The organism is Brevibacillus fluminis (genome assembly GCF_052072235.1).
Taxonomy (GTDB): Bacteria; Bacillota; Bacilli; order Brevibacillales; family Brevibacillaceae; genus Brevibacillus_D; species Brevibacillus_D fluminis_A.
The window spans coordinates 1,877,162-1,900,120 of record NZ_CM125436.1 but is presented as its reverse complement, the minus strand read 5'-3'; the positions used below and the strand labels follow the sequence as shown (position 1 = coordinate 1,900,120).

The following is a 22,959-nucleotide window of genomic DNA, read 5'->3' as shown; positions in this document are numbered from 1 at the left end:
GCTCCTTTCGGGGGGATTATTGCTATTTTAGTACAAGTTTATCTATATCAGCTTCAGGAATATCTGTAAAATCGGAACTATCATTAGCGCTATTAATAGTTACAAAGTAGGAGTAAGTGCTTCCGTCTTTATAAACCCTTACTATTTGCGCATTTGAAGTATAGTCACTTCCGTCCGATGCTTCCGGATCTTTAATTCCAGTAAAATACCCCAGTGTAATCATTTCCGCTAAAGAAATTTCCATTACATTTGATTTAGGTGCTGTTGCTGCTTTGCCAGCCTTGATTTTACCGTCACTATCAACTGTATTAGGTGTCCAATTATCTGAGCTGTAATCAGGCTTAAATCCATTTACTGCTACAATCTGCTTAGCAGCCTCGACCATCTGATGCGCATTCGCCTTATGTGCTTCTCTCTTCGTATTATTCGTAATCCCCGTAATCGCCGGCACCGCAATCGCCGCAATAATCCCCAAAATCACAATAACTGCCAAAAGCTCGATCAGCGTCAAACCTTTTTCCTCTTTAACCAGCCGTTGCAAACGCGACCACAGTTTTTTCATCCAACATCTCTCCTATCCGTTCCTAGTGTATCGTTTCATAAATCTTAAACATCGGCAGCATGATCGAGGCGATGATGGTGCCGACTACTCCTGCGACTACGAGGAGCATGATCGGTTCGATCAGTGATTTGAGCTTGTCTACGGTGTTTTCCACATCGGATTCATAGAAATCGGCGATCTTGTTAAGCATGTGGTCCAGCGCACCTGTTTCTTCGCCGATCGCGATCATTTGGGTGACCAGCGGCGGGAAGACCCAGGAACGGCGCAGCGGATCGGACAGGCGCTGGCCGGCGCTTAGGCTTTCGCGGGAGTTGCGGATGGTCTCGGCGATGACTGCGTTGCCGATGACTTTTTCCACGACCGACAGCGATTGCAGCACGGGCACAGAGCTGTTGAACAGCGAACCGAGCGTGCGGGTGAACCGGGCGATCGCGGCTTTGCGGAACACGACGCCGAAAATCGGCAGGCGCAGCTTGACGTAATCGATCGTGTATCGTCCCTTCGGGCTGTTCGAGATGAGCTTGTACGCAAGCAGAATGGCTGCGATGCCGAGCAGCCACAAATACCACTGCTCGACCAGGCTGCTGCTGATGCCCATCACCCAGCGTGTCAGCGCAGGGATTTCCGTGCCTGCCGCCGTGAGGATGCCCGCGAATTGCGGTACGACATTCGTCAGCAAGTATGCGATCGACAGGATCGAAAAGATGCCGACCACAATCGGATACGTCATGGCCGATTTCACTTTCTCCATGGTGAAATAGTCTTTTTCAAATTGGATCGCCAGCCGTTCCAGCACGTCATCGAGATTCCCCGCTTCTTCCCCTGCCCGTACCATATTGATAAAGATCGGCGGAAAAATTTTCGGGAATTCGCCGACTGCCTGCGACAGCGCTGTTCCTTTGCGCAGCTTTTCGGTCACTTCCATCAATGTTTTGCGGAGCACTTTGCCGTCGACCTGGTTGCTCAAGATGTTTGTCGCATCTACCAGCGATACGCCTGCGCGGATCAGCGTGGCGAATTGGCGGCAGTAAACAACGAAATCTTCCGTTTTCACCGGTTTGCCGATCTGGATTTCCGTGTGCAGAAACGATTTCGGCTTTTCCTCGATCGCCCGCACCATCAGGCCCCGCTTTTTCAGCTCGGCGATCGCTGCCCCTTTTGTTTGGGAAGCGATCACGCCCTTTTGCCGTTTCCCCAGCTCGTCGACCGCTTGGTATTGAAACTCAGCCATGTGCCCACTCCTCGTCCGCCAGATAGAGCTTGGCTTTTTCCGGCGAGATCAGCCCTTTTTGCAAAAGCTCCTGGATCGACATTTCCAGCGTGTTCATGCCGAGCGCTTTGCCTGTCTGCATCATGCTTCTGATTTGGTGCACCTTCTCCTGTCGAATCAGGTTGGCGATCGCCGGGGTGTTCACCATGATTTCCGTCGCGGCTACACGCCCTTTGCCTTCTGTGCGCGGGAACAGTCGCTGCGAGACGACACCGAGCAACACGGCCGCCAGCTGTATGCGAATTTGCGGCTGCTGGTGTGCCGGAAACACGTCGATGATCCGATCGATCGTTTGGCTTGCATCTGAGGTATGCAGCGTGGCGAGCACCAAATGTCCCGTCTCCGCTGCGGTAATCGCCGTATGGATCGTCTCCAGATCGCGCATTTCCCCCACCAGAATCACATCCGGGTCCTGCCGCAGCGCTGCCCGCAAGCCATTGGCGAAATTGTGCGTATCAAAACCGACTTCCCGCTGATTGATGATCGACCGCCCGTGACGGTGCAAATATTCAATCGGGTCCTCCAGCGTAATGATGTGGCGCGACATCGTTTGGTTGATGTAATCGATCACGGCGGCCAGCGTCGTCGATTTCCCGCTGCCGGTCGGCCCCGTCACCAAGAGCAGTCCCTGCGGCTTCTCGGCGAATCGCTGCAAAATGTCGGGCATGTTCAACTGATCAAGCGTCGGCACCGTTGTCGGGATCACCCGTGCGACGAGTCCGATGCAAGAGCGCTGCATGTAGGCATTGATCCGGAAGCGGCTGACGCCGGGCACGCCGTAGGAAAAGTCCAGCTCGCCTTTGGTTAGGAAATGCTCGTATTGGTCCGCTTTCAGTAATGTTCGCGCGATTCGCTCGGTGTCCGCCGGGGTGAGCAAGTTTTGCCCGTACCGTTTCAAGTCGCCGTCGACGCGAAAAATCGGCGGTGCCCCCACCGTCAGATGCAAGTCGGACGCTTTGGAGGAAAACGCCAGCTTCAGCAAATGGATACTGTCAAATGTCTGTTCATCCATGAGGACATTCCCTCCTATTCGTTTACGGCAACGCGCAGGACTTCATCGATGGTGGTATGTCCCTGCAACACTTTGAGCAAGCCATCATCGAGCAAAAGGATCATCCCGTTTTTGACCGCATGCTGGCGGTACTCCCGTGCCGACCGGTTTTCCAAAATCATCCGGCGCAGCGTGTCATCCACCATCAGCACTTCGTGAATCGCCAAGCGTCCACGGTAACCCGTCATACTGCAGTTGCCGCAGCCTTGTCCCTTGTACAGCTTTTGCCATTGCAGGCCGCGCCGTTCCAACAAGGAGCGTTCATGCGCCGTCGGCTCGACTTCTATCCGGCAATCCGAGCAGATGCGGCGCACCAGCCGCTGGGACACAACCCCTGTCAGCGACGAGGAGAGCAAAAACGGCGGGATGCCCATATCGACCAGCCGCGTGATCGTGCTGACCGCATCATTCGTATGCAGCGTGCTTAGCACCAGGTGTCCGGTCAAAGAAGCGCGAATGGCGATTTCGGCGGTCTCCAGGTCGCGGACCTCCCCCACCATCACGATGTTCGGGTCCTGGCGCAAAATCGCGCGCAGCCCTTTGGCAAATGTCATGCCTGCCGCCGGGTTGACCTGCACCTGATTGACGCCTTCAAGCTGGTACTCGACCGGGTCTTCGACCGTAATGATATTGACATCCTCGCCGTTCAACCGGTTGAGAGCGGCATAGAGCGTAGAGGATTTGCCCGTTCCCGTCGGACCCGTGATCAAGATCAGGCCGCTCGGCACGTCCAGCATTTTCTGGAACAATCCGATGTTCCGCTTGTTGAAGCCCAGCCTCTCCACATCGCTGATTGCGGTCGACAAATCCAAAAGCCGCATGACAACTTTTTCCCCATACAGGGTGGGTAGCGTGGAAACGCGGATGTCGATCTCCTTCATGTTGATCTCCATCTTCAAGCGGCCATCCTGCGGAATCCGCCGTTCGGCGATATTCAGATTCGCCATGATCTTCAGACGAGCCGTCACGATATTGGTCATGTGGCGGGGCAAGGTTCGCTCCGTGCGCAGCAGACCGTCGATCCGCAGCCGCACGCGCAGACTGTCCTCCTGCGGGTCAAAATGAATGTCGCTGGCTCGCGTCTGGACCGCTTGCTGGATCAGCTGGTTGACCAGGCGGACGATCGGCGAATCTTCATCGGCCAGCTCGTTTTCCATTTGCGACGGGTCTTGCGGCAAATCTTCCATCAGCTCGTTGACGGACTCCTGCAAGCTGTAATACCGCATGATCGCACGCTGGATGTCATCTCGCGTCGCAATCGCCTGCTCGATCTGAAAGCCGGTCGACATCCGCAAATCGTCGAGCGCGAAATAATCAAGCGGATCGGCCATCGCAACCGTCAGCTTGCTGCCCTCTTTTTTCAACGGGATGACCTGATAGCGCTTGGCCATCGATTCAGTGATGATGCCGGTCAACGACTGGTCGAACTTGAATTTGAACAAGCTGACATGCGGGATGCCGAGCTGGAATTCCAAAACCTCGATGAGCTGGGTTTCCGAGATGTAGCCTTGCGAGAGCAGCACATCCCCCAGCTTTTGCCTGCTTACTTGCTGTTCCTGCAACGCTTTTTGCAATTGTTCGGCGGTAATCATGCCGCTTTCAACCAACAGATCGCCTAGTCTTTTTCGTTCCATGTGGCTTTTGCTCCCTTCTATGCGTCGTGGTTATGGAGAAGGGGGGATCACGTTCGGGTCATTTTGGAATGCAGATGGCGCTTGACCTTGCACGTTACCCTCTGCTGGCGTTTGCTGCAGCGGAATGTCTGCCGGGCGCTCCGTCCCGCTCGCACCCTCTCCCGTTTGTCCGTTTTCCACTTGTGTTGGGGGAGGGCCGATATATACTACTTTCGGTATCGGCCGGTAGTAATCCTTCGATACCAGTTCTTGTTTGGTACCCGTCGGCACCTTGTCTGTCTTGGTCAAACGAAACACCTGTGCCATGACGCCGCTGACACCGGGACGCGCTTCCCTCTGCTCGTAAGAAGGCATCTGTCCATCGATCAGCACAACCGTGTTCGCTGGAAACGTTTCGACGTTCTCCACCCGCACTTCCGTTTGCCGCACGTCCTCTTTGCTGCCGTACAGGCGGATAAACAAACGGTTTTGTTCGATTTTGGCATCGATGTAAACCGGATGTGAAAAGGGGTTGACCAGCTTCAGGTCAAGCTGTCCGTCCCATACCGCGGCATCGAGGCCCGGTGCGGTGTACGATTGCGGCTGCAGATGCGCATGTCGCTCGCGGATGTCCAGACCGGACCGCAGAGCTGCTTCATACAGCGTTGAAGCGGCTTGTCCGATTCCGAACTGCACCCCGCCCGTTTCCGTCAACGGATGCGCGGTCGGCAGCGTCATATAATCGTCTCCCGTCACAAACGGTCCCAGTTTTTTCGTAAAGGAAAACGTGCTGCCGCTTTCCAAAAGCGTGCCGTTCAATCGTTTGACAAGCGTCTCGAGGTTTTTTTGCACGGTTTTGTAGTCGGCTGGCAGCGCGGTCGACGCTTGAGCAAGCAGCGCGGTGATTTGCTCCAGCTTGTCTCCTGTAACAGACGGCTGCGTCTCTTTAACCGCAAGCGCAACTGTCCATTCCGGCTGCGCCGTCCCCATCGCGACTTCCATTCGTTTGATCGTTTCGTCGACAGACAGCTCCCGCCCGATCTGATGGGGCGTGTAACGGATTTGCCCGCCCTGGATCGAAAATGCTGCATTTTGCGGCTGCTGGTCGATTTCTTTTGCGATTTGCTGCAAGGTCTCGATTGCGGCTTCCTGATTCCACTTGAATTGAAAAGGGATTTGCGTGGAAACCGGTTCATGCGTCCAGCTGTTCCACAGCTTTTTGATCCCTTGCGAATTGGCGGAAGCGTACAGGATGTCCTCATACATTCCTTGTTCGTCATAGTTGATCCCTAGCTGTTCGGCAGAAATCGTCCACCGCTTTTCTCCATATTCCACATGGACAGGTTTTTGCTTCGCTGCTTCAAGCAGCGCATGCAGTCTCACCTTGACCTGGTCCGCATCGAGCGCTCCCAGGGAAAGTCCGCCCACTGTAACTGCTGGCGACAGCTGTTTTGGCGCCAGAAGCGCGGAAAGCGGGTTGGCGAAAAGCGTCGTCAGGCCGATCGAGAGAAGGACGATGATGAGGTACAGGGCGAACAGAAATGATCTTTCCGGCATTCTAGCGACACTTCGTTCCATTCGTTTTCACCCGGCTTTTCCACTATTCTTTTAGAGGTTGCATGAGTTCCTCAAGTTCGTATAATCGCGATTTTTCTTGTTCAATCGGCACTTGTTCCATTGCAGCTGCGCTTTCCTGTGCCGCCACCTCCAGCGACTCCATCTGCAAAACGGGAGAGGTTGGCAGCGACCACAACGCCTGCTCTTGGCGTGATTGCAGGGCACGGGAAGGTTCCTGCAGAACGTGTTCTTCTTCCAGCAATGCGGACAAATCCGAGAGCAATTCGCGCTCGCGCGAATCTTCCTGATCCGGCAATACGGCGTTCTCGTCTGTCCCTTCCTTATCTTCCGGTCTCGAATAAAAATGCTCGATATCGTAACCGGCTTCCTCCTCCTGCACTTCTGGCTGTGCCAAAACAGCTGCAACGTCGTGTTCGGGCGACGTTGCATGGATCGGCGCATGTATGTATACGGGACTGTTCTCATCAGAGAAGAGCTTAGCAGCAGCGCTGTCCTCTTCTCCTGCGGCCATGGCCGCAATCTCCTTGCTCGCAAGCCCGGTCTGTGTAAGCTGGATTGCTGTGTCGTCCACAACGGCCACCGTCACCTCTGTGTCCACGGTCGGTAGCGGCTGTGTTTTCTCTGCGATCGGATTATCGCTTGCAAGCCTATCATTCTCAATGACTGACTCCGCAGTTGTGAGTTGCATCTGCTCTTTTTCCGGCAGTTCCCACGAAAAAGCAAGCAGCGCCTCTTCTTCCTCATCCGCCTGTTCGTCCCTGTTGCCCCTCTTCCAATACAGCGCAATGGCGACTAGCACAACCGCCGTCCATAATGCCAGGGTGAGCAGGAACGCTGATAAACCAAATTGCAGCTTAATCAGAAAAAACAGCGGCGGACTGAAAAAAGCGAGATACAGCATGAGAACATGGGCTCGTTCATTTGCCGCAGGATAAAGCGCGTACGTCATGCGTCCTGCAAGCAAGCTGAGGCAACCGCTCACGACGGCTGACAGTAGAACGGGCAGCATGATGGCATCCACCACCCTTTCATGATAAACTACACTTGATTTCGACTAAAATCGACAAAAATGGATAGCATGGAATGATTGGAAGCGGATCGAATCAATCTCGTGAAATTTGGCGTTTGCTCGTCATATCGCGTTTTTTCACTCCCAATTTGCTCCCATTTATAATACAATAGTCCTATATTTTTTGGAAGAATCAAATGAATTTCGTCAATAATTTGTGTCATTCTAGCAAGTCTTGCAGAGAGTACGGTGATACTTATGTCCTACATATATCAGTTTCGATCGGAGCGAGGCTCCTCGCTTATCGAGGTGATTGCGGCGATTATGATTATTTCCATCATTTCGCTTACATTCATCAAATATTTCTATCAGGCGCAGAGCACTGCGCAGGTGTCGGATCGCAAGCTGATCACGAGCACGCTGGCAAGGCAGGAGGCGCTGCGCTGGAAAGAGGCGAGCTTTCAAAAAATTCGGTTGAAACTGGTTGGAACCGAACCATCGCAGGTCAGCGAGCAGCTGGAACATTTGCTCAACAGCTATCCTGCTGAGGAACTGCTGAGCGATCCGGGCAAGCTCAATGATCCAGCGGCTGCCGCCATTCCCGATCTTGCGACGAAGCTGGAAAATTTGCATCAGGCGGCTCCCGCACAACTGCTCCCGCCTCTTGTTGACGTCAGTCCCGTCACGCTCGCACCCAAAGCCGAAGCGGACCTGGACCATATCAACGGCACCACCTACCATACGAAAGTCGTTTTGACCAATGTCAATTCGCTTGCAAAAAGCGAGTCGTTCGAAGATTTGCTGATCAAAGCCACCGTTACGGTTTACTGGGGAGATGCGCCCGACGCAGCAACGAATCCGCGCACTTCCTCCACGGTAGAATGCTACATCACGAAGGAGGACTTGAGACGATGAAGCGCAATCGCTCCTTTCGTGACCGATTCCAGGATGACAGCGGTCTGACGCTGATTGAGCTGCTGGCTGGTCTGGTGCTTTTCGGGCTCGTGATCACGATGGTCAACGGCGTGTTTTTTTCCGCGCTTTCCTTGAAGAAGGAAGTGACCGCTGATGTCACGATCCGCAACCATGCAGACGCCCTGGCCAATGCGATCATCAGCTCGATGACCAATACGGACCAATCGGAAGATGTTCTCGCCTTCATCAATTCCAAGCCGGGCGATACGGTTGGCGGTGTGAAGAATACGACTGCCAATTCTACCAATGATCTCTATCAGAGTGCGTTATGGACAAGCAAGAAGCAACTGGAAAATGCGACCAGCCCGCGAATCTATTATCTCTACTCGATCGTTCCTGTCACGAAAGGCAGCAACGGGCCGCCCTATAAACTGATTCGCGAAACGTTTTCCGTGCCGACGAACCGGTCGAATCTGCTTTTTACGGAGACGTGCTATTTTACAAGCTATGCGGAAGGAACCGAGGACTGGCGTGCGCCGATCGAGACGGTACAGTTGAATGATCCGGCTTTTCCCCTGCTCGCCCCCTCTTCGCTAACGGTGGAAACGAACGAAACCGGCGATTCGGCGCTGGTGCTCAATCTGACCATGGGCCAGACAGGCAACGAGGCCGTCCATTATCAAATCACAAGCCGGATTCACATTGACTAAAGAGAGGGACGACAGCCATGAAGCTTAAAGAAGAGAATGGATACGCCGCGATCGTCGCTCTCATCGTCATCGTTTTATTGACCGTGATCGGCACCAATCTGCTGCAAGTCACGCTAAGCAGCCTGGTACAGGCGCGAAAAACCGAAAGCCGCAGCGAAGCCGAATATAACGCGCGGATGGGCATGGAAGAAGCGCTCGCCCGCATCAACAAGGCGGTGGCACAAGGCAACGCCGAGATCCAGCGAAAAACAGCCATGCTTACAGGCGACAGCAATACGCTTGATGTCGAGGGAGTCCAGGACGCTTATCACCATGCATTTTCCAGCCTGGAAGCGAATTCGTTTACCCCTTTGAACGAATCCGCCTACAAAATCACGATCAAGCGGGAGCCGACCAAAGCGGAGACCGAAAAGAAGAAAATCGAGGCGTTTGTGGCCAAGCTTGTTGTCGAGTCGGTGGGGGAAGCCCCTTCTGCGAACGGACATGTGGATCGGAGCACCTTGAAGGCAACCATCTACGTCACTTCGCTGCCTGAAGAATTTTATTATGTGCTGTCGACGCCGGACGACCCGGCCTCCGTGCTCACCTTGAATGGCGCGGCTTACATCGAGGGCGATGTGTTCTCACATGCTTATTCGCTTTCCAAAACCGCCACGTACTATCTGGAAACAAACGAAAATGTTGCGAATATGACGCCCAGATATAAGGAGTCGACCTATCCTTCGATCATTGGGGTCGCTGAAGTTCCCTTTGTCCCATCCCAGGACTTGCTGAGCCGGTTTCAAAAGGACGGCATACCCTTCGATGACAACGGCTCTTCCTCGGTGAAAAAGGCCGTCCAAAGCCAATGGAATCAAGCGCTGGTGCTTGCACCTACGCTCAAGTTCCAGGCAAATCCGCATTTCGGGAACATTCAGCCGATTGATGAGGTCGTAGTGCGGAAAGGAGCAACCATTCCTTTTAAAAAGCTCGGCGAATCGTCCGCAATCGAACCGCTCACCTATCAAGGGGAAGATCAAAGTGGAGTGGTTAGCACAAGCGAGGTAAATCAAAGCGTCATCATCGGGGAGAAGCATCATCTCCAGTCGCCCGGAACGTTCCAAATCAACGGAAATCTGACCATGCAGGAAGACGCGGACCTGCAAGTCATCGACGGCAATCTGCTCGTCGGCGGGAGCGGGGACGAAACCGATACGGCAGCGTCTGCCACTCTGCGAGGCACCGTCTCCCTGGTTGATTCCGCAGGCACGCGCAATTCCGACGCGTTCATCTATGTGAACGGCAATGCTGTCCTGGAGGACCTGACGTTTGAAGGCAACATTTACGTAAACGGCGATCTTTACGTACAGAAAAATTTCCAAATCAACGGAACCGTTTACGTATCCAAAAACGTCTACTTTACCGAAGACGGTGCCACAAAGGAAACGCCGAACACCGGAAAAACATTGGTGATTTTGGCGAAAGGGACGGTCGAAGCCTACAATCTCAATCTATATGACTACGACTCCCCGACACCAAAGCCCAAGGAAATGCATGTCTTTATCGTGAGCCAAGCCCCGGCAGGCGTCACGCTGTATGGCGTCGGTTCGAACGTACGGTTTGTCGGCGGGATTCACGCGAACCGAATCGAGTTGAATGCTGTGCGAGGAAAGGTGAATAAGCCAAAACAAGACACAACCGAACCGGATTTCGCTGACGCTCAAAACAATGATCCCAAATCGTCCCGCCTCAGCACGATCTATGCGGACGACATTTTTGAAAATACACCGCCTGGCATCCCGATCATTCACCGGCTGTCGTATCATATTCAATCGATGGCGTTTGAATCGAACTGACGCTGCGGCTTTTTCGCACATCCAATCGATACGCAAAGAAACCGGCCATTTTGAAAGGCCGGTTTCATATCTGGATAAGGAAAACTCCTTCCGCCACAGCTGACGGAAGGAGTTTTTGCCTTACAGTTTTTTGTTCGTTGGGTTGACACGGAATGTGCCTTGGATTTTTGTGTATTTCGTGACGGGGATTTTCCCCCAGCGCGTTGCGTTGTCCGTTGTCTTGATGTAAATGTCCCAATCGACATTCGGCGTCGTGATCACGAACTGCGTGGTCGTGAGCGGCTTCCATCCCGAATATGTCTCGATGTTCGTTCCCTTCTGTACGATCGCATATTCGATACTTTTAACGCCCCAATCCCAATCGTCGCCAGGCCGGATGACACCGTCGCCATTTTGATCAAACAATGTGCCGAACTTCAGCTTGTCTGCATCCGAAAGCTTGGCAACCTCGGCCGGGAAGAACGAGTCGGCCGTTTTGACCAATGTCACGGTGATCGGTTTGCTGGAGATAAACGTGTTGCGATCAGACGGCAATGGCAATAGATTGCCATCCGCGTACTGAGCCGCTTTCAGCTCAAAGCCCGGGCTGATCAGGAAGCCTTCGTGGTAGCTTTGCGACAGCGTTTTGGTGTCGACCACATTTCCATTCTCATCCTCGATTTCGATCGTCCTGGTTGCCGTTATGGTGAGCAGGTAAAATCCTTTCGAATCGTTTTTAAAGAACGAATCATGAACCTCTGCCTCAAAAGCTGATCCGCCTTTTCCCACCATCGTGCCATCGCCTACTGAAGACAGCTGCGCACCTTTTTCAATCTTATAGCTCACTCGATCCGATTTTTCCATTTCCGTGCCTTTAAGGTCGATGCTAAACGTCAAGTCACCGCTGCCGCCGTTGATCTGCGTAATTTTGATCATGTTTGCAGGATTGAACGGGTTTTTGTCAATGGTGATCAGCTTGGTGGTCTTGTCCTTGCCGACGTCCGACGGTTTGGCATAGTAACTGATTTCGGTCGTACCGTCCTTCTCAACCTTAAATCTTCCGGTGTAGGTGGCTTGCTGCCCATCAATCCAGTACATGTGATTCCCCATGCCGCTCGGGAATTGAAGCTCCACATAAACCGGGCCCGGGAATGTGAAATCCTGATAGCGAACCGGAACCCCTCCTGATTGGGACAAATAGACCCGGAAGCCCGTTTCCCCTTCTACCACCGTCACCAGGCATGTTGCTTGAAAATGACCGTCATTCGTCGTTACGGTAATGGTCGTTTTGCCAGGCGCTACAGCGGTGACCAATCCATCTGCATCGACGGTTGCGATTCGGCTGTCTGCCGTGCTCCATGTGACGGTTTTGTCCGTCGCATCAGCTGGCGAGACGGTCTCCGTCAGCTTTTGGCTCTCACCAATGCCGAGCGTCATCGATGTCGGGGCAAGCGTCACACCGGTAACCGGAATGACTTCGTTGACTGTGACCTCGCAGGTCGCCTGATAGTTGCCATCATTCGTGGTGACCGTGATGGTCGTTTTGCCCTTCGCTTTGGCGGTAACGGTTCCATCCGCGTCGACCGTTGCGATGCTGCTGTCCGCTGTGCTCCAACGGACGGTTTTATCCGTTGCATCGGCTGGCCGTACCGTTGCGGTGAGCTGGCCAGTCTCATTGACATTCATGGTCATGGACGATTTATCAAGCGTCACACCGGTCACCTTGATGACAGGGATCGGCGCTGGCTTGACTTCTACCTCGCACGTCGCGGTGAAATTGCCCTCTTCTGTCGTGACGGTTACCGTCGTTGTCCCGACCGCAATCCCGGTGATTTTGCCGTTCGCATCGACTGTGGCGATCTTTGGATCAGCAGAAGTCCAGCTGACATTTTTGTTGGCCGCATCGGGCGGTTGAACCGTTGCGGTGAGCTGCAAGGACTCGTTTACCTGCACGCTGACCCTGGTTTTATCCAGCGTTACCCCTGTGACCGGGCTCAAGCTGCCGCCGCGCGCCAACACGTGCGAATTCCCTGCGGCAATCTCTTTCACACCGCCCAATCCAGGCACCTTTGTCGGAATTTTGGTATCGGTTGTGTTGCCCAAGCCTAATTGGCCTTGATTGTTCAGCCCCCATGTATATACATCGCCATTCGCGGTGAGCGCTACGGAAAAACCGTCGCCTGCTGCTAGCTGCACCACGTTTTTGCCGGCGAGCGCCGGGATTTCCACCGGGGTCAGCACTTTCGGTCCACTCGCCTGATTGCCCAGCTGCCCGTACTGGTTGTCACCCCAGGCGTACACTTTTCCATCCGAGGTAGCCGCCAGACTGTGGCTTTTGCCAGCAGCCATCGTCGTCACGTTGGTCAGTGCCGTAATTTGTCTCGGGGTCGTCTGCTTTGTTTCGGCAAACGTGAGCTGACCGCTCGCGTTATCGCCCCAGCCCCATACGATTCCGTTGTTTTGCAGGGCAAGCGCAAAATTGTCCCCTGCAGCTATGTCTTTGAAATTCGTAAAGCCTGTATAGCCGGTAAAATCTTTATAAATCTGCACAAATTGTTCCGTCCCGCTGAACCCGGGATTGCCGCGCTGTCCGTACGTATTGTCCCCGGCCGTATCCACACGGTTGGCGCCCATCATGGCAACGGTATGCGAGCTGCCGCTTGCGATTTTGGACAACGGGTTCAAGGAGTTTATCAGCAAAGGTGATTTTTCCCGACCGTTAGCCGATTTCGCACCTAGCTCACCCGACTGGTTGCTTCCCCACACATATACGTTTCCCAAGGCATTTTTCGCAAAGGAGTGATTGCCGCCTGCCCAAACAGCTGTAAAATTCGTGTTGCTATCTTGCTTCGGCAACCGCTGCGGAAAATGCTCCGTTCTCCACGTATTGCCCATGTTGCCGATTCCGAGCTGGCCTTGATCGTTGCGTCCCCATGTGTAGGCGTATCCGTCTTTGGTCACCGCCATGGAGTGCTTTGCGCCAGCTGCGATGCCGGTCGCTTCCACATCAGCAAATGCGGGGACTGGAATCGGTTTGAGATAGCGGTCGACTTTTTCCTTTTCGTCGCCGATTTGGCCTTCGTCGTTCGCACCCCATGCGTAGATGGAAGAAGACGTTGCATTGCCGTTACTTGCCTGCACGACAGTGACGTCACATATCGCAATCAGCCCGCCATCCTCGGTCTTGACCGTGATCGTCACGGTTCCACGCTGTTTGCCCTGGATCGTTCCATTGCTGTCGACTGTGACGATCTGAGGATCACTTGACGTCCAAGTCACATTTTTATTGGACGCATCGGCAGGCTGAATGATGGCGGTCAGCTTCATCGTTTCGCCGACATTCAATTCCACGCTTGCCGGCTCGATCGCAACGCTTTTCACCGGCTGAGTCACCGTGACCTGGCATTGCGCACTGATCCTGCCATCCGCGGAAGTGACCGTAATCGTGGCCGTTCCCGGGCCTTTCGCCGTCAGCACGCCATTTTCCACGGTGACGATGCTCGTATTACTGCTGCTCCACGTGACGCGCTGGTCAGCATTTGCCGGCAGCACGGTGGCTTTCAGCCGGTCGTATACATCGCCGACCTGCATCTTCAATTCTTTTTGGTCCAGGGTGATGCTGGCGACAACCGGTTCGACATAAAATACCAGCGCATCGAAATTGGCTGTTTTGCGAGAACCGTCCAAATACGGATACTCCAGCTGCCCCTTGTCCAAAACATAGGAGCCTTCCTTCGATGCTTTGAGCTTCATCGTGTAGGTTTGTTTTGGAGCCGTGTATTGATCGCCATTTTTGGTATAGAGAATATCCGGAAGTTTTACCTCGATATGACTGGCTGTATGTTGAGCAGTCGTCGTCCAGTTTGGATCGATTCCCGCCGTCACATTCGCGGGAAGGTCTTCGCGATAGATGATGTTCCTCATCAGATAGGAAGCGCCCCCGCCTGTGACTTGGTCGGCACGCAGCGGTTTCGGCTCGATCACATAGGTAACCGTCGCCTCTTCATTCGCCTTCACCGTATTTTTTGCAAGTGAGCGCGAAATGCTGAGCTGCGGTGTTTTGATCGTAACCGTGTATGTTTTGGTTGTGCCGTTCGGTGCAGTGACGACAATCGTCACGACCGTCTGCCCGATCGAGAGCGGAATCTCTTTGGCCGTACCGCTTGGCAGCGAGACCCCGTTTACCGTAAGCGTTGCCCCTTTATCCTCTGTGGTAGGCGTCACCTGCACACGATCGAGGTTGCTGTCGAGATCAATCGTATAAGATGTGACGTCGTTTCTGAACGAAGGGCTGAGCGGCAGCGGATTGCCCGAGGATACCACCAGGTTTTCCAAATTCGCGTTGTTGCTTTGGGCAGTCAGCACGAAATTGGCCGGCTGATTATACCCGCTCTTAAAGTTGGGGATTTCGATCCGCCCCGTTTGGTAGCCGGAAGCGGACGCCTCCAATACGACCAGGCCAAACGGCACTTTGTTCAATTGATAGTTTCCTGACGCATCTGTGGTGGCAACGGCCATCCCCATCGCGGAAACCGTTGCACCAGCGATCGGTTTGCCCGATGTGTTTTTTACCGTCCCGCTGATCGAACCGACATTGGAATAGTCGCCCGGGTTGATCAGCAGTTTGGCAAAGTCGATCGCAACCCCGTCCCCATAAGGCGTCTTGGTCGTGCTGTCATCATCGAGCTTGATGGAGAGCTTTCCGTCTTGCAAAAGCGGCAAATACTCGACAGGAATGTTAAAAGTAAGCAATTGGCCGAGGGGGCCGCTCTGGTTCATCGAATTGATCTGGTTGGAAATGAACGGGGCTGCTACCCCATCGAAATATGCCGTGTAGGTAACGTATTTGTCCCAGCCTTTATCTTTCGGCTTTTTCGCCTGAAAATCGTTTACGTATAATTGCAAAATGGCGGACTTAACCTTGATGTCGCGCAGGTTATACACCATTTCAATCGGCACGGCACCCGGCAATGACTTGTTATTGTTGTTGTAATACGTCCGGGTGTACCCATCCGCCACGCTGTCATCGCTTGTCCAGTTTTTGGGCTTCTGGTAATTGATAAACGTTTTAATGACCATCAATTGGTCCGTACCCGCCGGATCGCTGCTCCCATGCATGATCGTCGGGTAAGGCGCATTGATGATTTCCCCCGTAAACGGGTCTTTTCCGCCCCAACCTGCTCCAAAGTTGTCAATGTCGCCATAGCGAACCATCATCTCGGCGCCGATGTTGGCATGGTTCGGATCTGTCGCGTAATACGTCGCTTTGGACGCGGTCCAATCACCATTCGGGCCATTTCCGGTCGTATCCTGCGCCGCCTGCGCTGTCGGCAAAAACAGCGACTGTCCCGAGAAGCTGATCGGGAGAAACGGCATGATCGCCGTGATGATCAGAATCAGCGCGAGCAGGATGACCAGGATGCGTTGAGTCATACCCCTTTGTCTCATCAAAAACGTTCCCCTCCTCCAATTGCTTGTCCATTTGCAATCGATTGAATAATCATTACCATTTTACCATATAAAAGGACAAACAAAAGGAAAACTCGCCCATCTTGAAGCGAGTTTTCCGAGAAATATCACAAATTTGTTAGGAGTTTTTTCCTAATTTTTCTACCAACCAATACGCGGTTTTGTAAATATCGCCCGCCCCCATGGTCAGTACCATATCGCCGGAACGAACGGAATCGAGCAATTTCTCCTGCACGTCTTCCTTCGTCGCGATATATTGGGCGCGAGAGTGACTGTTGGCACGAATTTTCTCGACCAACACCTGGGAATTGACCCCTTCGATCTGCTTCTCCCCTGCCGGCGAATAAATATCCGTGATGATCACCTCGTCGGCGTCCGCAAACGCACGGCTGAACTCTTCCATCAGGAAATAGGTGCGCGTGTAGCGCTGCGGCTGGAAGACTGCGATGACGCGGCGGCCGGATGCCCGCGCTCCGCTGAGCGTCGCCATGATCTCCGTCGGATGGTGCGCGTAATCATCGACCACCAGCACATCGCGCTCCTCGCCGATGATTTGAAACCGGCGCTTCGCTCCGCGGAATGTGGTCAGCGCTGCCGCGATTTTTTCAAACGGCAGCCCGATATCCAGCGACACGATGATCGCCGCCAGCGCATTGGCCACATTGTGCTTTCCTGGCGCACACAAGTGCAGCTCGCCAAGCAGCTCATCCTTGTGCCAAATTTGGCAAGAGGTTTTGCGATCGCCGACGATGATGTCTGTCGCGTGATAATCAGCCATTTCGCGATGCAACGGGTCGATGCTGTAACGCACGACCGTGCCTTTCACCTTCGGCATCAGCTCGCGGACGTGCTCGTCATCCACACAGACGACCGCTTTGCCCTCCGGCTTCAAATGGCTGAGAAATTCAGCGTACGCCGCTTTCAGGTTGCCGAAATCACCATCGAAATGCTCCAGATGGTCCGGTTCGATATTCGTGATCACCTCATAGACCGGATGATATTCGAGGAACGATCCGTCGCTCTCATCCGCCTCTGCGATGACAAAATCGCTTTTTCCGGCCTTTGCGTTCGTGCCGGCATTCATGAGTTCGCCGCCAATGATAAATGTCGGGTCGACGCCGCACTCTTCGAGCACATGGGCAATCATCGAGGTCGTTGTCGTTTTTCCATGCGCTCCGGCAATCGCCACGCCTTTTCGTTCGTTCATCATTTTTGCGAGCATCTGCGAACGGTGCAGCACTGGCACACCGCTTGCTTTTGCTGCACGTATTTCCGCATTATCCTCTGAAATGCTAGTCGAATAGACGACCAGGTCGGCCCCTTCGATCTGCTCCGCCGCATGCCCTATGTAAACTATCGCACCGCGAGCCTCCAGCTTCTTCGCCAATTCGTTCATGGCTACATCCGAGCCGGTCACCTTGTATCCAAGGTCGATCAAGACACGGGCGATGGCGCTCATGCCATAGCCGCCGATGCCCACGAAGTGGACGTGTTGGGTCTGATCCACCTTATTCACCTGCCTCTTCCACGTTGTATAAAAATGCTCGCACCTGTGCAATGAAGTAGAGGGAACCGCAGATCACCAAACAATCGTCTGCTTCTGCTCGTTCCTTCCACATGCTCACATAGCTGCGCCAGTCTGGCGCCAAAAACAGCTTCTGCGGCTCGACACCTGCCGTCACATAGGCATCCTGCAGTTTTTCCACGGTCGCTGCACGCGGAAAATCAAACTGGGTCAGCGTCAGTCGCTCGGCCAATGCGACGAGCGGCCGCGCTGCCTCTGCCATCTGAACAAGCGGCTTGTCGGCCAACGACGATACGAGCAGCTCGATCGATTTGCCAGCGGGCAGCAGCTGCTCCAGACTTTGCGTCAGCATCTGCATTCCTTCCGTATTGTGCGCCCCGTCCAAAAAGATCAGCGGGCGTTGGCTCACTACCTCCAGACGGCCAGGCCAGCTCGTTTGTTGCAGTCCTCGCGCAATTTCTTCCTCTTCGGCCATGTAGGCATAGAAATTGCGCAGCACGTCCAGCGCTGCCAAAGCTGCGGCTGCATTTTTGGGCTGATGAACGCCGTTGAGCGGCAGCACATATTCGCTTGCGTGCCGGCGATGCTGGCTCTCATAGCGGATCGTTTGCGACCCGAGCTGCTCTGCCAGCTGCTCCACCGAAAAATCGCGGTTCAACACATACAAGGTGCTTTTCTTGTCGCGTGCTGCCTGTTCGATCACGGCCAGTGCGTCCGGCGATTGCTCGCAGGTGACAACCGGCACGCCCGGCTTGATGATGCCCGCTTTTTCCCGGGCGATCTCCTCGATCGTATGCCCCAGGACATCCATGTGGTCCATTCCGATATTCGTGATGATGGAGACGAGCGGGTGGACGACATTGGTCGAATCCAGTCGTCCGCCCAGTCCGGTCTCCCAGATCACCACAGCCGGACGAGCCACGCGAGCAAAATATTGTATCGCGATTACCGTAATGACCTCAAACTCGGTAGGGGTTCCATGAGATGTCGTCTCCGCACATTCCTCTGCCAGCGGTCTGATCTCGCTGGCAACCATGCGAAACTCCTCTTCGCTGATCATTTCTCCGTTATAGCGAATCCGTTCGCGGAAATTGATCAGATAAGGCGACGTGAACATCCCGGTGCTATAGCCTGCCGCTTGCAAAATGCCATTCAAATAGGCGCAAGTCGATCCTTTTCCATTGGTTCCGGCCACATGGATGAAAGGGACCCGGCGTTCCGGGTGATCCAGCCTGGAGAGCATCCATAAGACGCGCTCCAAGCCGGGTTTTTGCCCGAAACGCAGCAGGCCGTGCACCCAGTCGAGAGCTTCCTGATACGTTGTAAAGCCTGATTCACTCATGAGGAACGACTCCATTCTTCAAGATATGCCGCTCGGGCTTGGCACATGCTACTGCCACTCTGCCAGTCGCGCCAATACTTTTTCGCGCTTGTCGGCGTAATCCGCCATTTTGGCGCGTTCTTCCTCGATGACTTTTTCCGGCGCTTTTGCCATGAAGCCTGGATTGTTCAGCTTCTTCTCGATGCGCTCCACTTCCGCATTGAGCGTCGCTACTTCTTTTTCCAGACGTTTTTTCTCCGCTTCCACATCGATCAAAGCGGCGAGCGGCAGGAACAATTCAGCGCCCGTCACGACGGCCGACATCGCTTTATCCGGAGCGGCAACCGCCTGATCGATAACGAGTGATTCCGGATTGCAGAAGCGCACGAGGAACTCTTCGCCGCGCTTTAAGCGGGACAAGGCCAGCTCATCGCTTGGCTTGATCAACAGCTCGACTTTTTTGGACATCGGCACGTTCACTTCCGCACGGATGTTGCGCACGCTGCGAATCACGTCCATTAGCAAGGCCATTTCCGCTTCTGCTTCGGCATCGATGCGGCTGTCGTCCGCTTTTGGCCACGCGGCTACCGTAATGCTCTCACCTTGGTGCGGCAGTGCTTGCCAAATTTCTTCGGTCATGAACGGCATGAACGGATGCAAGAGGCGCAGCGTTTGATCAAGAACAGTCACCAGAACGGATTGCGTCGTCTTCTTGGCAGCTGCATCGGTACCGTACAAGGACAATTTCGCCATTTCAATATACCAGTCGCACAAATCATCCCAGATGAAGTTGTACAGCACGCGGCCGGATTCACCGAACTCGTATGCGTCCATCAGACGGGTCACATCAGCGATCGTGTTTTGCAAGCGGGAAAGAATCCACTTGTCTGGAGCGGACAGCTCCCCGGTCAAATCGATGTCGTCATAGGTGAAGCCCTCGAGGTTCATCAAGGCGAAACGGGACGCATTCCAGATCTTGTTGGCGAAGTTGCGGTTCGCCTCAACCTTTTCCCAGTAGAAGCGCTGGTCATTCCCTGGCGAGTTTCCTGTCGCCAGCGTGTAGCGCAGCGCGTCTGCGCCATATTTTTCGATAACTTCCATCGGATCGACACCATTGCCGAGCGACTTGGACATTTTGCGTCCTTCCGAGTCGCGGATGATGCCGTGGATCAATACGGTGTCAAACGGATTTTGACCGGTAAATTCCAACCCACTGAAGATCATCCGCGCGACCCAGAAGAAAATGATGTCGTAGCCGGTAACCAGTACGTTGGTCGGATAGAAATATTTCATATCCTCGCTCTCATCCGGCCAGCCCAGTGTAGAGAACGGCCAGAGGCCCGAGGAGAACCATGTATCCAATACATCCTCATCTTGCTGCAGGTTGTGGCTGTGGCAAGAAGGGCACTCGGTCACATCCGTGCGAGAAACGATTTCGTGACCGCAATCTTGGCAGTACCAAGCCGGGATGCGGTGGCCCCACCAAAGCTGGCGGGAAATGCACCAGTCGCGAATGTTTTCGATCCAGCGCAGGTACGTGTTTTTGAAGCGCTCCGGCACAAAACGCACGCTCTCTTCGCTCGCCGCGTTGGCCAGGGCAGCATCCGCCAGCGGCTGCATTTTGACGAACCACTGTGTCGACAAATACGGCTCAACGACAGCATCGGAGCGCTCGCTGTGGCCCACTTGGTGAATATGCTCCTCGATTTTGAACATGATGCCTTGCTCGCTCAAATCTTTGATGATTTGCTTGCGGCATTCAAAGCGATCCAGACCGGCGTAAGGGCCTGCCTGCTCATTCATTTTGCCTGCCGTATCCATGACGACGATTTGCGGCAAGTTATGGCGCAGCCCCAGTTCAAAGTCGTTCGGGTCATGGGCAGGCGTAATTTTCACGGCACCCGAGCCGAATTCCGGGTCGACGTAGTCATCGGCAACGATTGGAATTTCGCGGCCGGTAATCGGCAAAATGACCGTTTTTCCGATCAGATGCTTGTAGCGCTCGTCTTCCGGATGCACCGCGACAGCCGTATCGCCCAGCATTGTCTCCGGACGGGTGGTCGCCACTTCAATCGAGCCGCTGCCATCCGCGAGCGGATAGCGCAGGTGATGCAGCGCACCTTTTACTTCCTTGTAAATCACTTCAATGTCGGACAGCGCTGTGCGCGCCGCAGGGTCCCAGTTGATAATGCGGTTGCCACGGTAGATCAAGCCTTTTTCGTACAGGCGGACGAACACCTCGCGAACCGCGCGGGAGAGTCCTTCATCCATGGTGAACCGCTCGCGGGAGTAATCGAGCGCCAGGCCCAGCTTCTCCCACTGTTCGCGGATATGGCTCGCGTAGATGTGTTTCCATTCCCATACTTTTTCGATGAATGCTTCGCGGCCGAGATCGTGGCGGGAAATCCCTTCTTCACGCAGCGTCGCTTCGACGCGCGCCTGGGTCGCAATCCCCGCATGGTCCATCCCCGGCAAAAAGAGCGTGCTGTAGCCCTGCATCCGCTTTGCCCGTGTGATGATGTCCTGGAGCGTCGTATCGAGCGCGTGGCCAAGATGCAGTTTCCCCGTAACATTCGGCGGCGGGATTACGATCGTGAAAGGCTTTTTCTGCTCGTCACGCTCCGCACGGAAAAACTGGTTGTCGATCCAGTAGCGGTACCATTTGGCTTCCGCCGCTTTTGGGTCGTAGTTTTTCGGCAATTGGTTGTCAATGTTTGGCGTCGTTTCATTCGACATGTGCATTTCCTCCTGAAAACTGAAATAAAAAAACCCCTCTCGATCCAAAGGACGAAAGGAGTTGTTTTCGCGGTACCACCTTTGTTAACGCCCCGCATGACACAACGATTGCGGTGACGTTCACTTAGCTTGACGTAACGGGTCAAACGCCGAATCAGGCTACTTCACTGTACAGCAGGTTCACCTGATTAACTCACGGGCGACCTTCAACATGGTCGGCCTTAGAGAATCTCGCAGCTTATGGATTCTCCCTCTCTGCCAAGGCGACGGATGTTTACTCTTCCCGTTCATCGTATTTCTTCGTTTACATCGTGAGCATTGCTCTACCATTATATACAATTGTGTCCGATTGCGTCAAACCTTAGACCTTCGGTTCCACTTGTTTGATGGAAACGCCCAATGCTTCGACAAAACCGATCACGCAGAGAACATCATAAATATCCTCCTGCACATTGACAATCTCGATTTGCTTGTCCTGCGCGAGCAAATCTTTTGTCGTATAAAACAAGCTGCCGATCCCCGATGAATCAACAAACGTCACATCAGTGAAATCCAGCGTCACACTCGGATATTTTTCTCCATAATGGAGGATGAATTGACCAACCTTTTCACCTACGGACATATCCAGTTCGCCTTCTAAATAAATCGTCACATGTTGTGCTACTTCATTCACACGATACGCCATGCATCTGTATCTCCTTTCACCCTTTTCATCGTCCGTTACAAAACGTGATTCCACAGGGGTCCCTCACTGTGTTGCTTTCGCTTACACCGTTTCGTTCCCTCTATTTGGAACCGTTAAACCTAAAAATTGCCGCTATTGCATTTTTACTTTTCGCGCTGCAGGCAAATCCACAGCCAAATCAAGCATCAGCACGGTTCCGTTTTGCGAGGTGGACAACCACAGCCGATCTGTGTAATGAAGCATCACGGGAAATCCTACCCCGAGCGTATTGCGCTTGGAATAACCGCGGAGCAACACGGCTTTGGGGAGTTCGCTGAGCGAAATGCCCTCTCCGCAATCGCACACCGCAATCCGGCAGAACGGTTCCTCTTTCATCGGCAAGATCCGGACGCTGACGTTTTTCCCATACAGCAACGCATTGGTTGCCGCTTCATTCACTGCGACCAAATAGTGGAACAGTCGCTTGGACGGCAAGCACAAGCCCTCTATGTATATACGGATGGCATGGCGCATCGGTGCCAGATCGTCCGGCGAGTTGATGTGATACGTGAGCACCGGTTCGTTCTCGCCGATCATCCGCACCGCTTCTTCCCCTGTCAACAGAATCAGCTTTCCTTGTGTCTGCTCAGCCAATAGCTGGCGAAACGCATGCCAGGTCTCAGCTGTTTCCCCTCCTGCACGTTTCACGATTTCCACCCCCG

General features: G+C 53.8%; 15 protein-coding genes and 1 other annotated feature. Of the genes, 3 read left to right on the top strand and 12 right to left on the bottom strand.

Going from position 1 to position 22,959, the window contains the following annotated elements:
- Positions 1-22 precede the first annotated feature (22 nt).
- The 6 genes from ACTID9_RS09435 to ACTID9_RS09410 are packed head-to-tail and all read right to left on the bottom strand — an operon-like array spanning position 23 to position 7,095.
- Positions 23-562, bottom strand: a complete 540-nt coding sequence (locus ACTID9_RS09435; protein WP_441070940.1) for a type II secretion system protein — start codon at positions 560-562, stop codon at positions 23-25.
- A 22-nt stretch (positions 563-584) separates the two neighbouring features.
- Entirely contained in the window at positions 585-1,793 is a 1,209-nt protein-coding gene (locus ACTID9_RS09430; RefSeq protein WP_441070939.1) for a type II secretion system F family protein, read from the bottom strand.
- Positions 1,786-2,844 (bottom strand): type IV pilus twitching motility protein PilT, encoded by a 1,059-nt coding sequence (locus tag ACTID9_RS09425; RefSeq protein WP_441070938.1) that lies wholly within the window; start codon positions 2,842-2,844, stop codon positions 1,786-1,788. Before ACTID9_RS09425 ends, ACTID9_RS09430 begins: the two co-directional genes overlap by 8 nt.
- Positions 2,845-2,858: 14 nt before the next feature.
- Positions 2,859-4,517: a GspE/PulE family protein gene (locus ACTID9_RS09420; protein ID WP_441070937.1), complete on the bottom strand. Its 1,659-nt coding sequence runs from the start codon at positions 4,515-4,517 to the stop codon at positions 2,859-2,861.
- Positions 4,518-4,547: 30 nt separating this feature from the next.
- On the bottom strand, positions 4,548-6,053 hold the full coding sequence (locus ACTID9_RS09415; protein WP_441070936.1) for a VanW family protein: 1,506 nt from the start codon (positions 6,051-6,053) through the stop codon (positions 4,548-4,550).
- Between the two features lie 43 nt (positions 6,054-6,096).
- Positions 6,097-7,095 (bottom strand): hypothetical protein, encoded by a 999-nt coding sequence (locus ACTID9_RS09410; protein WP_441070935.1) that lies wholly within the window; start codon positions 7,093-7,095, stop codon positions 6,097-6,099.
- A gap of 246 nt (positions 7,096-7,341) precedes the next feature.
- On the opposite strand from ACTID9_RS09410, the gene ACTID9_RS09405 reads away from it, so the two are divergent.
- Genes ACTID9_RS09405 through ACTID9_RS09395 form a run of 3 tightly spaced genes read left to right on the top strand, consistent with a single transcriptional unit; the run spans position 7,342 to position 10,543 of the window.
- Positions 7,342-7,998 carry a hypothetical protein gene (locus tag ACTID9_RS09405; RefSeq protein ID WP_441070934.1) on the top strand — a complete coding sequence of 219 codons (657 nt, stop codon included), beginning with the start codon at positions 7,342-7,344 and terminating at the stop codon, positions 7,996-7,998.
- Complete coding sequence (locus ACTID9_RS09400) at positions 7,995-8,708, top strand: type II secretion system protein (protein ID WP_441070933.1); 714 nt, start codon at positions 7,995-7,997, stop codon at positions 8,706-8,708. Before ACTID9_RS09405 ends, ACTID9_RS09400 begins: the two co-directional genes overlap by 4 nt.
- 17 nt (positions 8,709-8,725) lie before the next feature.
- Positions 8,726-10,543: a hypothetical protein gene (locus ACTID9_RS09395; protein WP_441070932.1), complete on the top strand. Its 1,818-nt coding sequence runs from the start codon at positions 8,726-8,728 to the stop codon at positions 10,541-10,543.
- 120 nt (positions 10,544-10,663) lie between these two features.
- On the opposite strand, the gene ACTID9_RS09390 is transcribed toward ACTID9_RS09395, so the two are convergent.
- The 6 genes from ACTID9_RS09390 to ACTID9_RS09365 form a co-directional block, all read right to left on the bottom strand.
- Positions 10,664-15,955, bottom strand: coding sequence for an Ig-like domain-containing protein (locus tag ACTID9_RS09390; RefSeq protein WP_441070931.1), 5,292 nt, complete (start codon positions 15,953-15,955; stop codon positions 10,664-10,666).
- Between the two features lie 154 nt (positions 15,956-16,109).
- Positions 16,110-17,498, bottom strand: coding sequence for a UDP-N-acetylmuramate--L-alanine ligase (murC, locus tag ACTID9_RS09385; RefSeq protein WP_441070930.1), 1,389 nt, complete (start codon positions 17,496-17,498; stop codon positions 16,110-16,112).
- 1 nt (position 17,499) lies between these two features.
- Positions 17,500-18,858 (bottom strand): bifunctional folylpolyglutamate synthase/dihydrofolate synthase, encoded by a 1,359-nt coding sequence (locus tag ACTID9_RS09380; RefSeq protein WP_441070929.1) that lies wholly within the window; start codon positions 18,856-18,858, stop codon positions 17,500-17,502.
- A 48-nt stretch (positions 18,859-18,906) separates the two neighbouring features.
- Entirely contained in the window at positions 18,907-21,573 is a 2,667-nt protein-coding gene (locus tag ACTID9_RS09375; protein WP_441070928.1) for a valine--tRNA ligase, read from the bottom strand.
- Positions 21,574-21,617: 44 nt separating this feature from the next.
- Positions 21,618-21,873 (bottom strand) — a binding site (T-box leader).
- A 61-nt stretch (positions 21,874-21,934) separates the two neighbouring features.
- The gene (locus ACTID9_RS09370) at positions 21,935-22,258 is read right to left on the bottom strand and encodes an STAS domain-containing protein (protein ID WP_441070927.1); all 324 of its coding nucleotides are present in this window, start codon (positions 22,256-22,258) and stop codon (positions 21,935-21,937) included.
- A 132-nt stretch (positions 22,259-22,390) separates the two neighbouring features.
- A complete protein-coding gene (locus ACTID9_RS09365) occupies positions 22,391-22,945 on the bottom strand; it encodes an ATP-binding protein (RefSeq protein ID WP_441070926.1) in 555 nt (184 codons plus the stop codon).
- Positions 22,946-22,959: the final 14 nt, after the last annotated feature.

Coding starts and splice junctions, on each gene's coding strand:
- ACTID9_RS09435 (WP_441070940.1), bottom strand. CDS start 562: ATGAAAAAACTGTGGTCGCGTTTGCAACGGCTGGTTAAAGAGGAAAAA.
- ACTID9_RS09430 (WP_441070939.1), bottom strand. CDS start 1,793: ATGGCTGAGTTTCAATACCAAGCGGTCGACGAGCTGGGGAAACGGCAA.
- ACTID9_RS09425 (WP_441070938.1), bottom strand. CDS start 2,844: ATGGATGAACAGACATTTGACAGTATCCATTTGCTGAAGCTGGCGTTT.
- ACTID9_RS09420 (WP_441070937.1), bottom strand. CDS start 4,517: ATGGAACGAAAAAGACTAGGCGATCTGTTGGTTGAAAGCGGCATGATT.
- ACTID9_RS09415 (WP_441070936.1), bottom strand. CDS start 6,053: ATGCCGGAAAGATCATTTCTGTTCGCCCTGTACCTCATCATCGTCCTT.
- ACTID9_RS09405 (WP_441070934.1), top strand. CDS start 7,342: ATGTCCTACATATATCAGTTTCGATCGGAGCGAGGCTCCTCGCTTATC.
- ACTID9_RS09400 (WP_441070933.1), top strand. CDS start 7,995: ATGAAGCGCAATCGCTCCTTTCGTGACCGATTCCAGGATGACAGCGGT.
- ACTID9_RS09395 (WP_441070932.1), top strand. CDS start 8,726: ATGAAGCTTAAAGAAGAGAATGGATACGCCGCGATCGTCGCTCTCATC.
- ACTID9_RS09390 (WP_441070931.1), bottom strand. CDS start 15,955: ATGACTCAACGCATCCTGGTCATCCTGCTCGCGCTGATTCTGATCATC.
- ACTID9_RS09380 (WP_441070929.1), bottom strand. CDS start 18,858: ATGAGTGAATCAGGCTTTACAACGTATCAGGAAGCTCTCGACTGGGTG.
- ACTID9_RS09375 (WP_441070928.1), bottom strand. CDS start 21,573: ATGTCGAATGAAACGACGCCAAACATTGACAACCAATTGCCGAAAAAC.
- ACTID9_RS09370 (WP_441070927.1), bottom strand. CDS start 22,258: ATGGCGTATCGTGTGAATGAAGTAGCACAACATGTGACGATTTATTTA.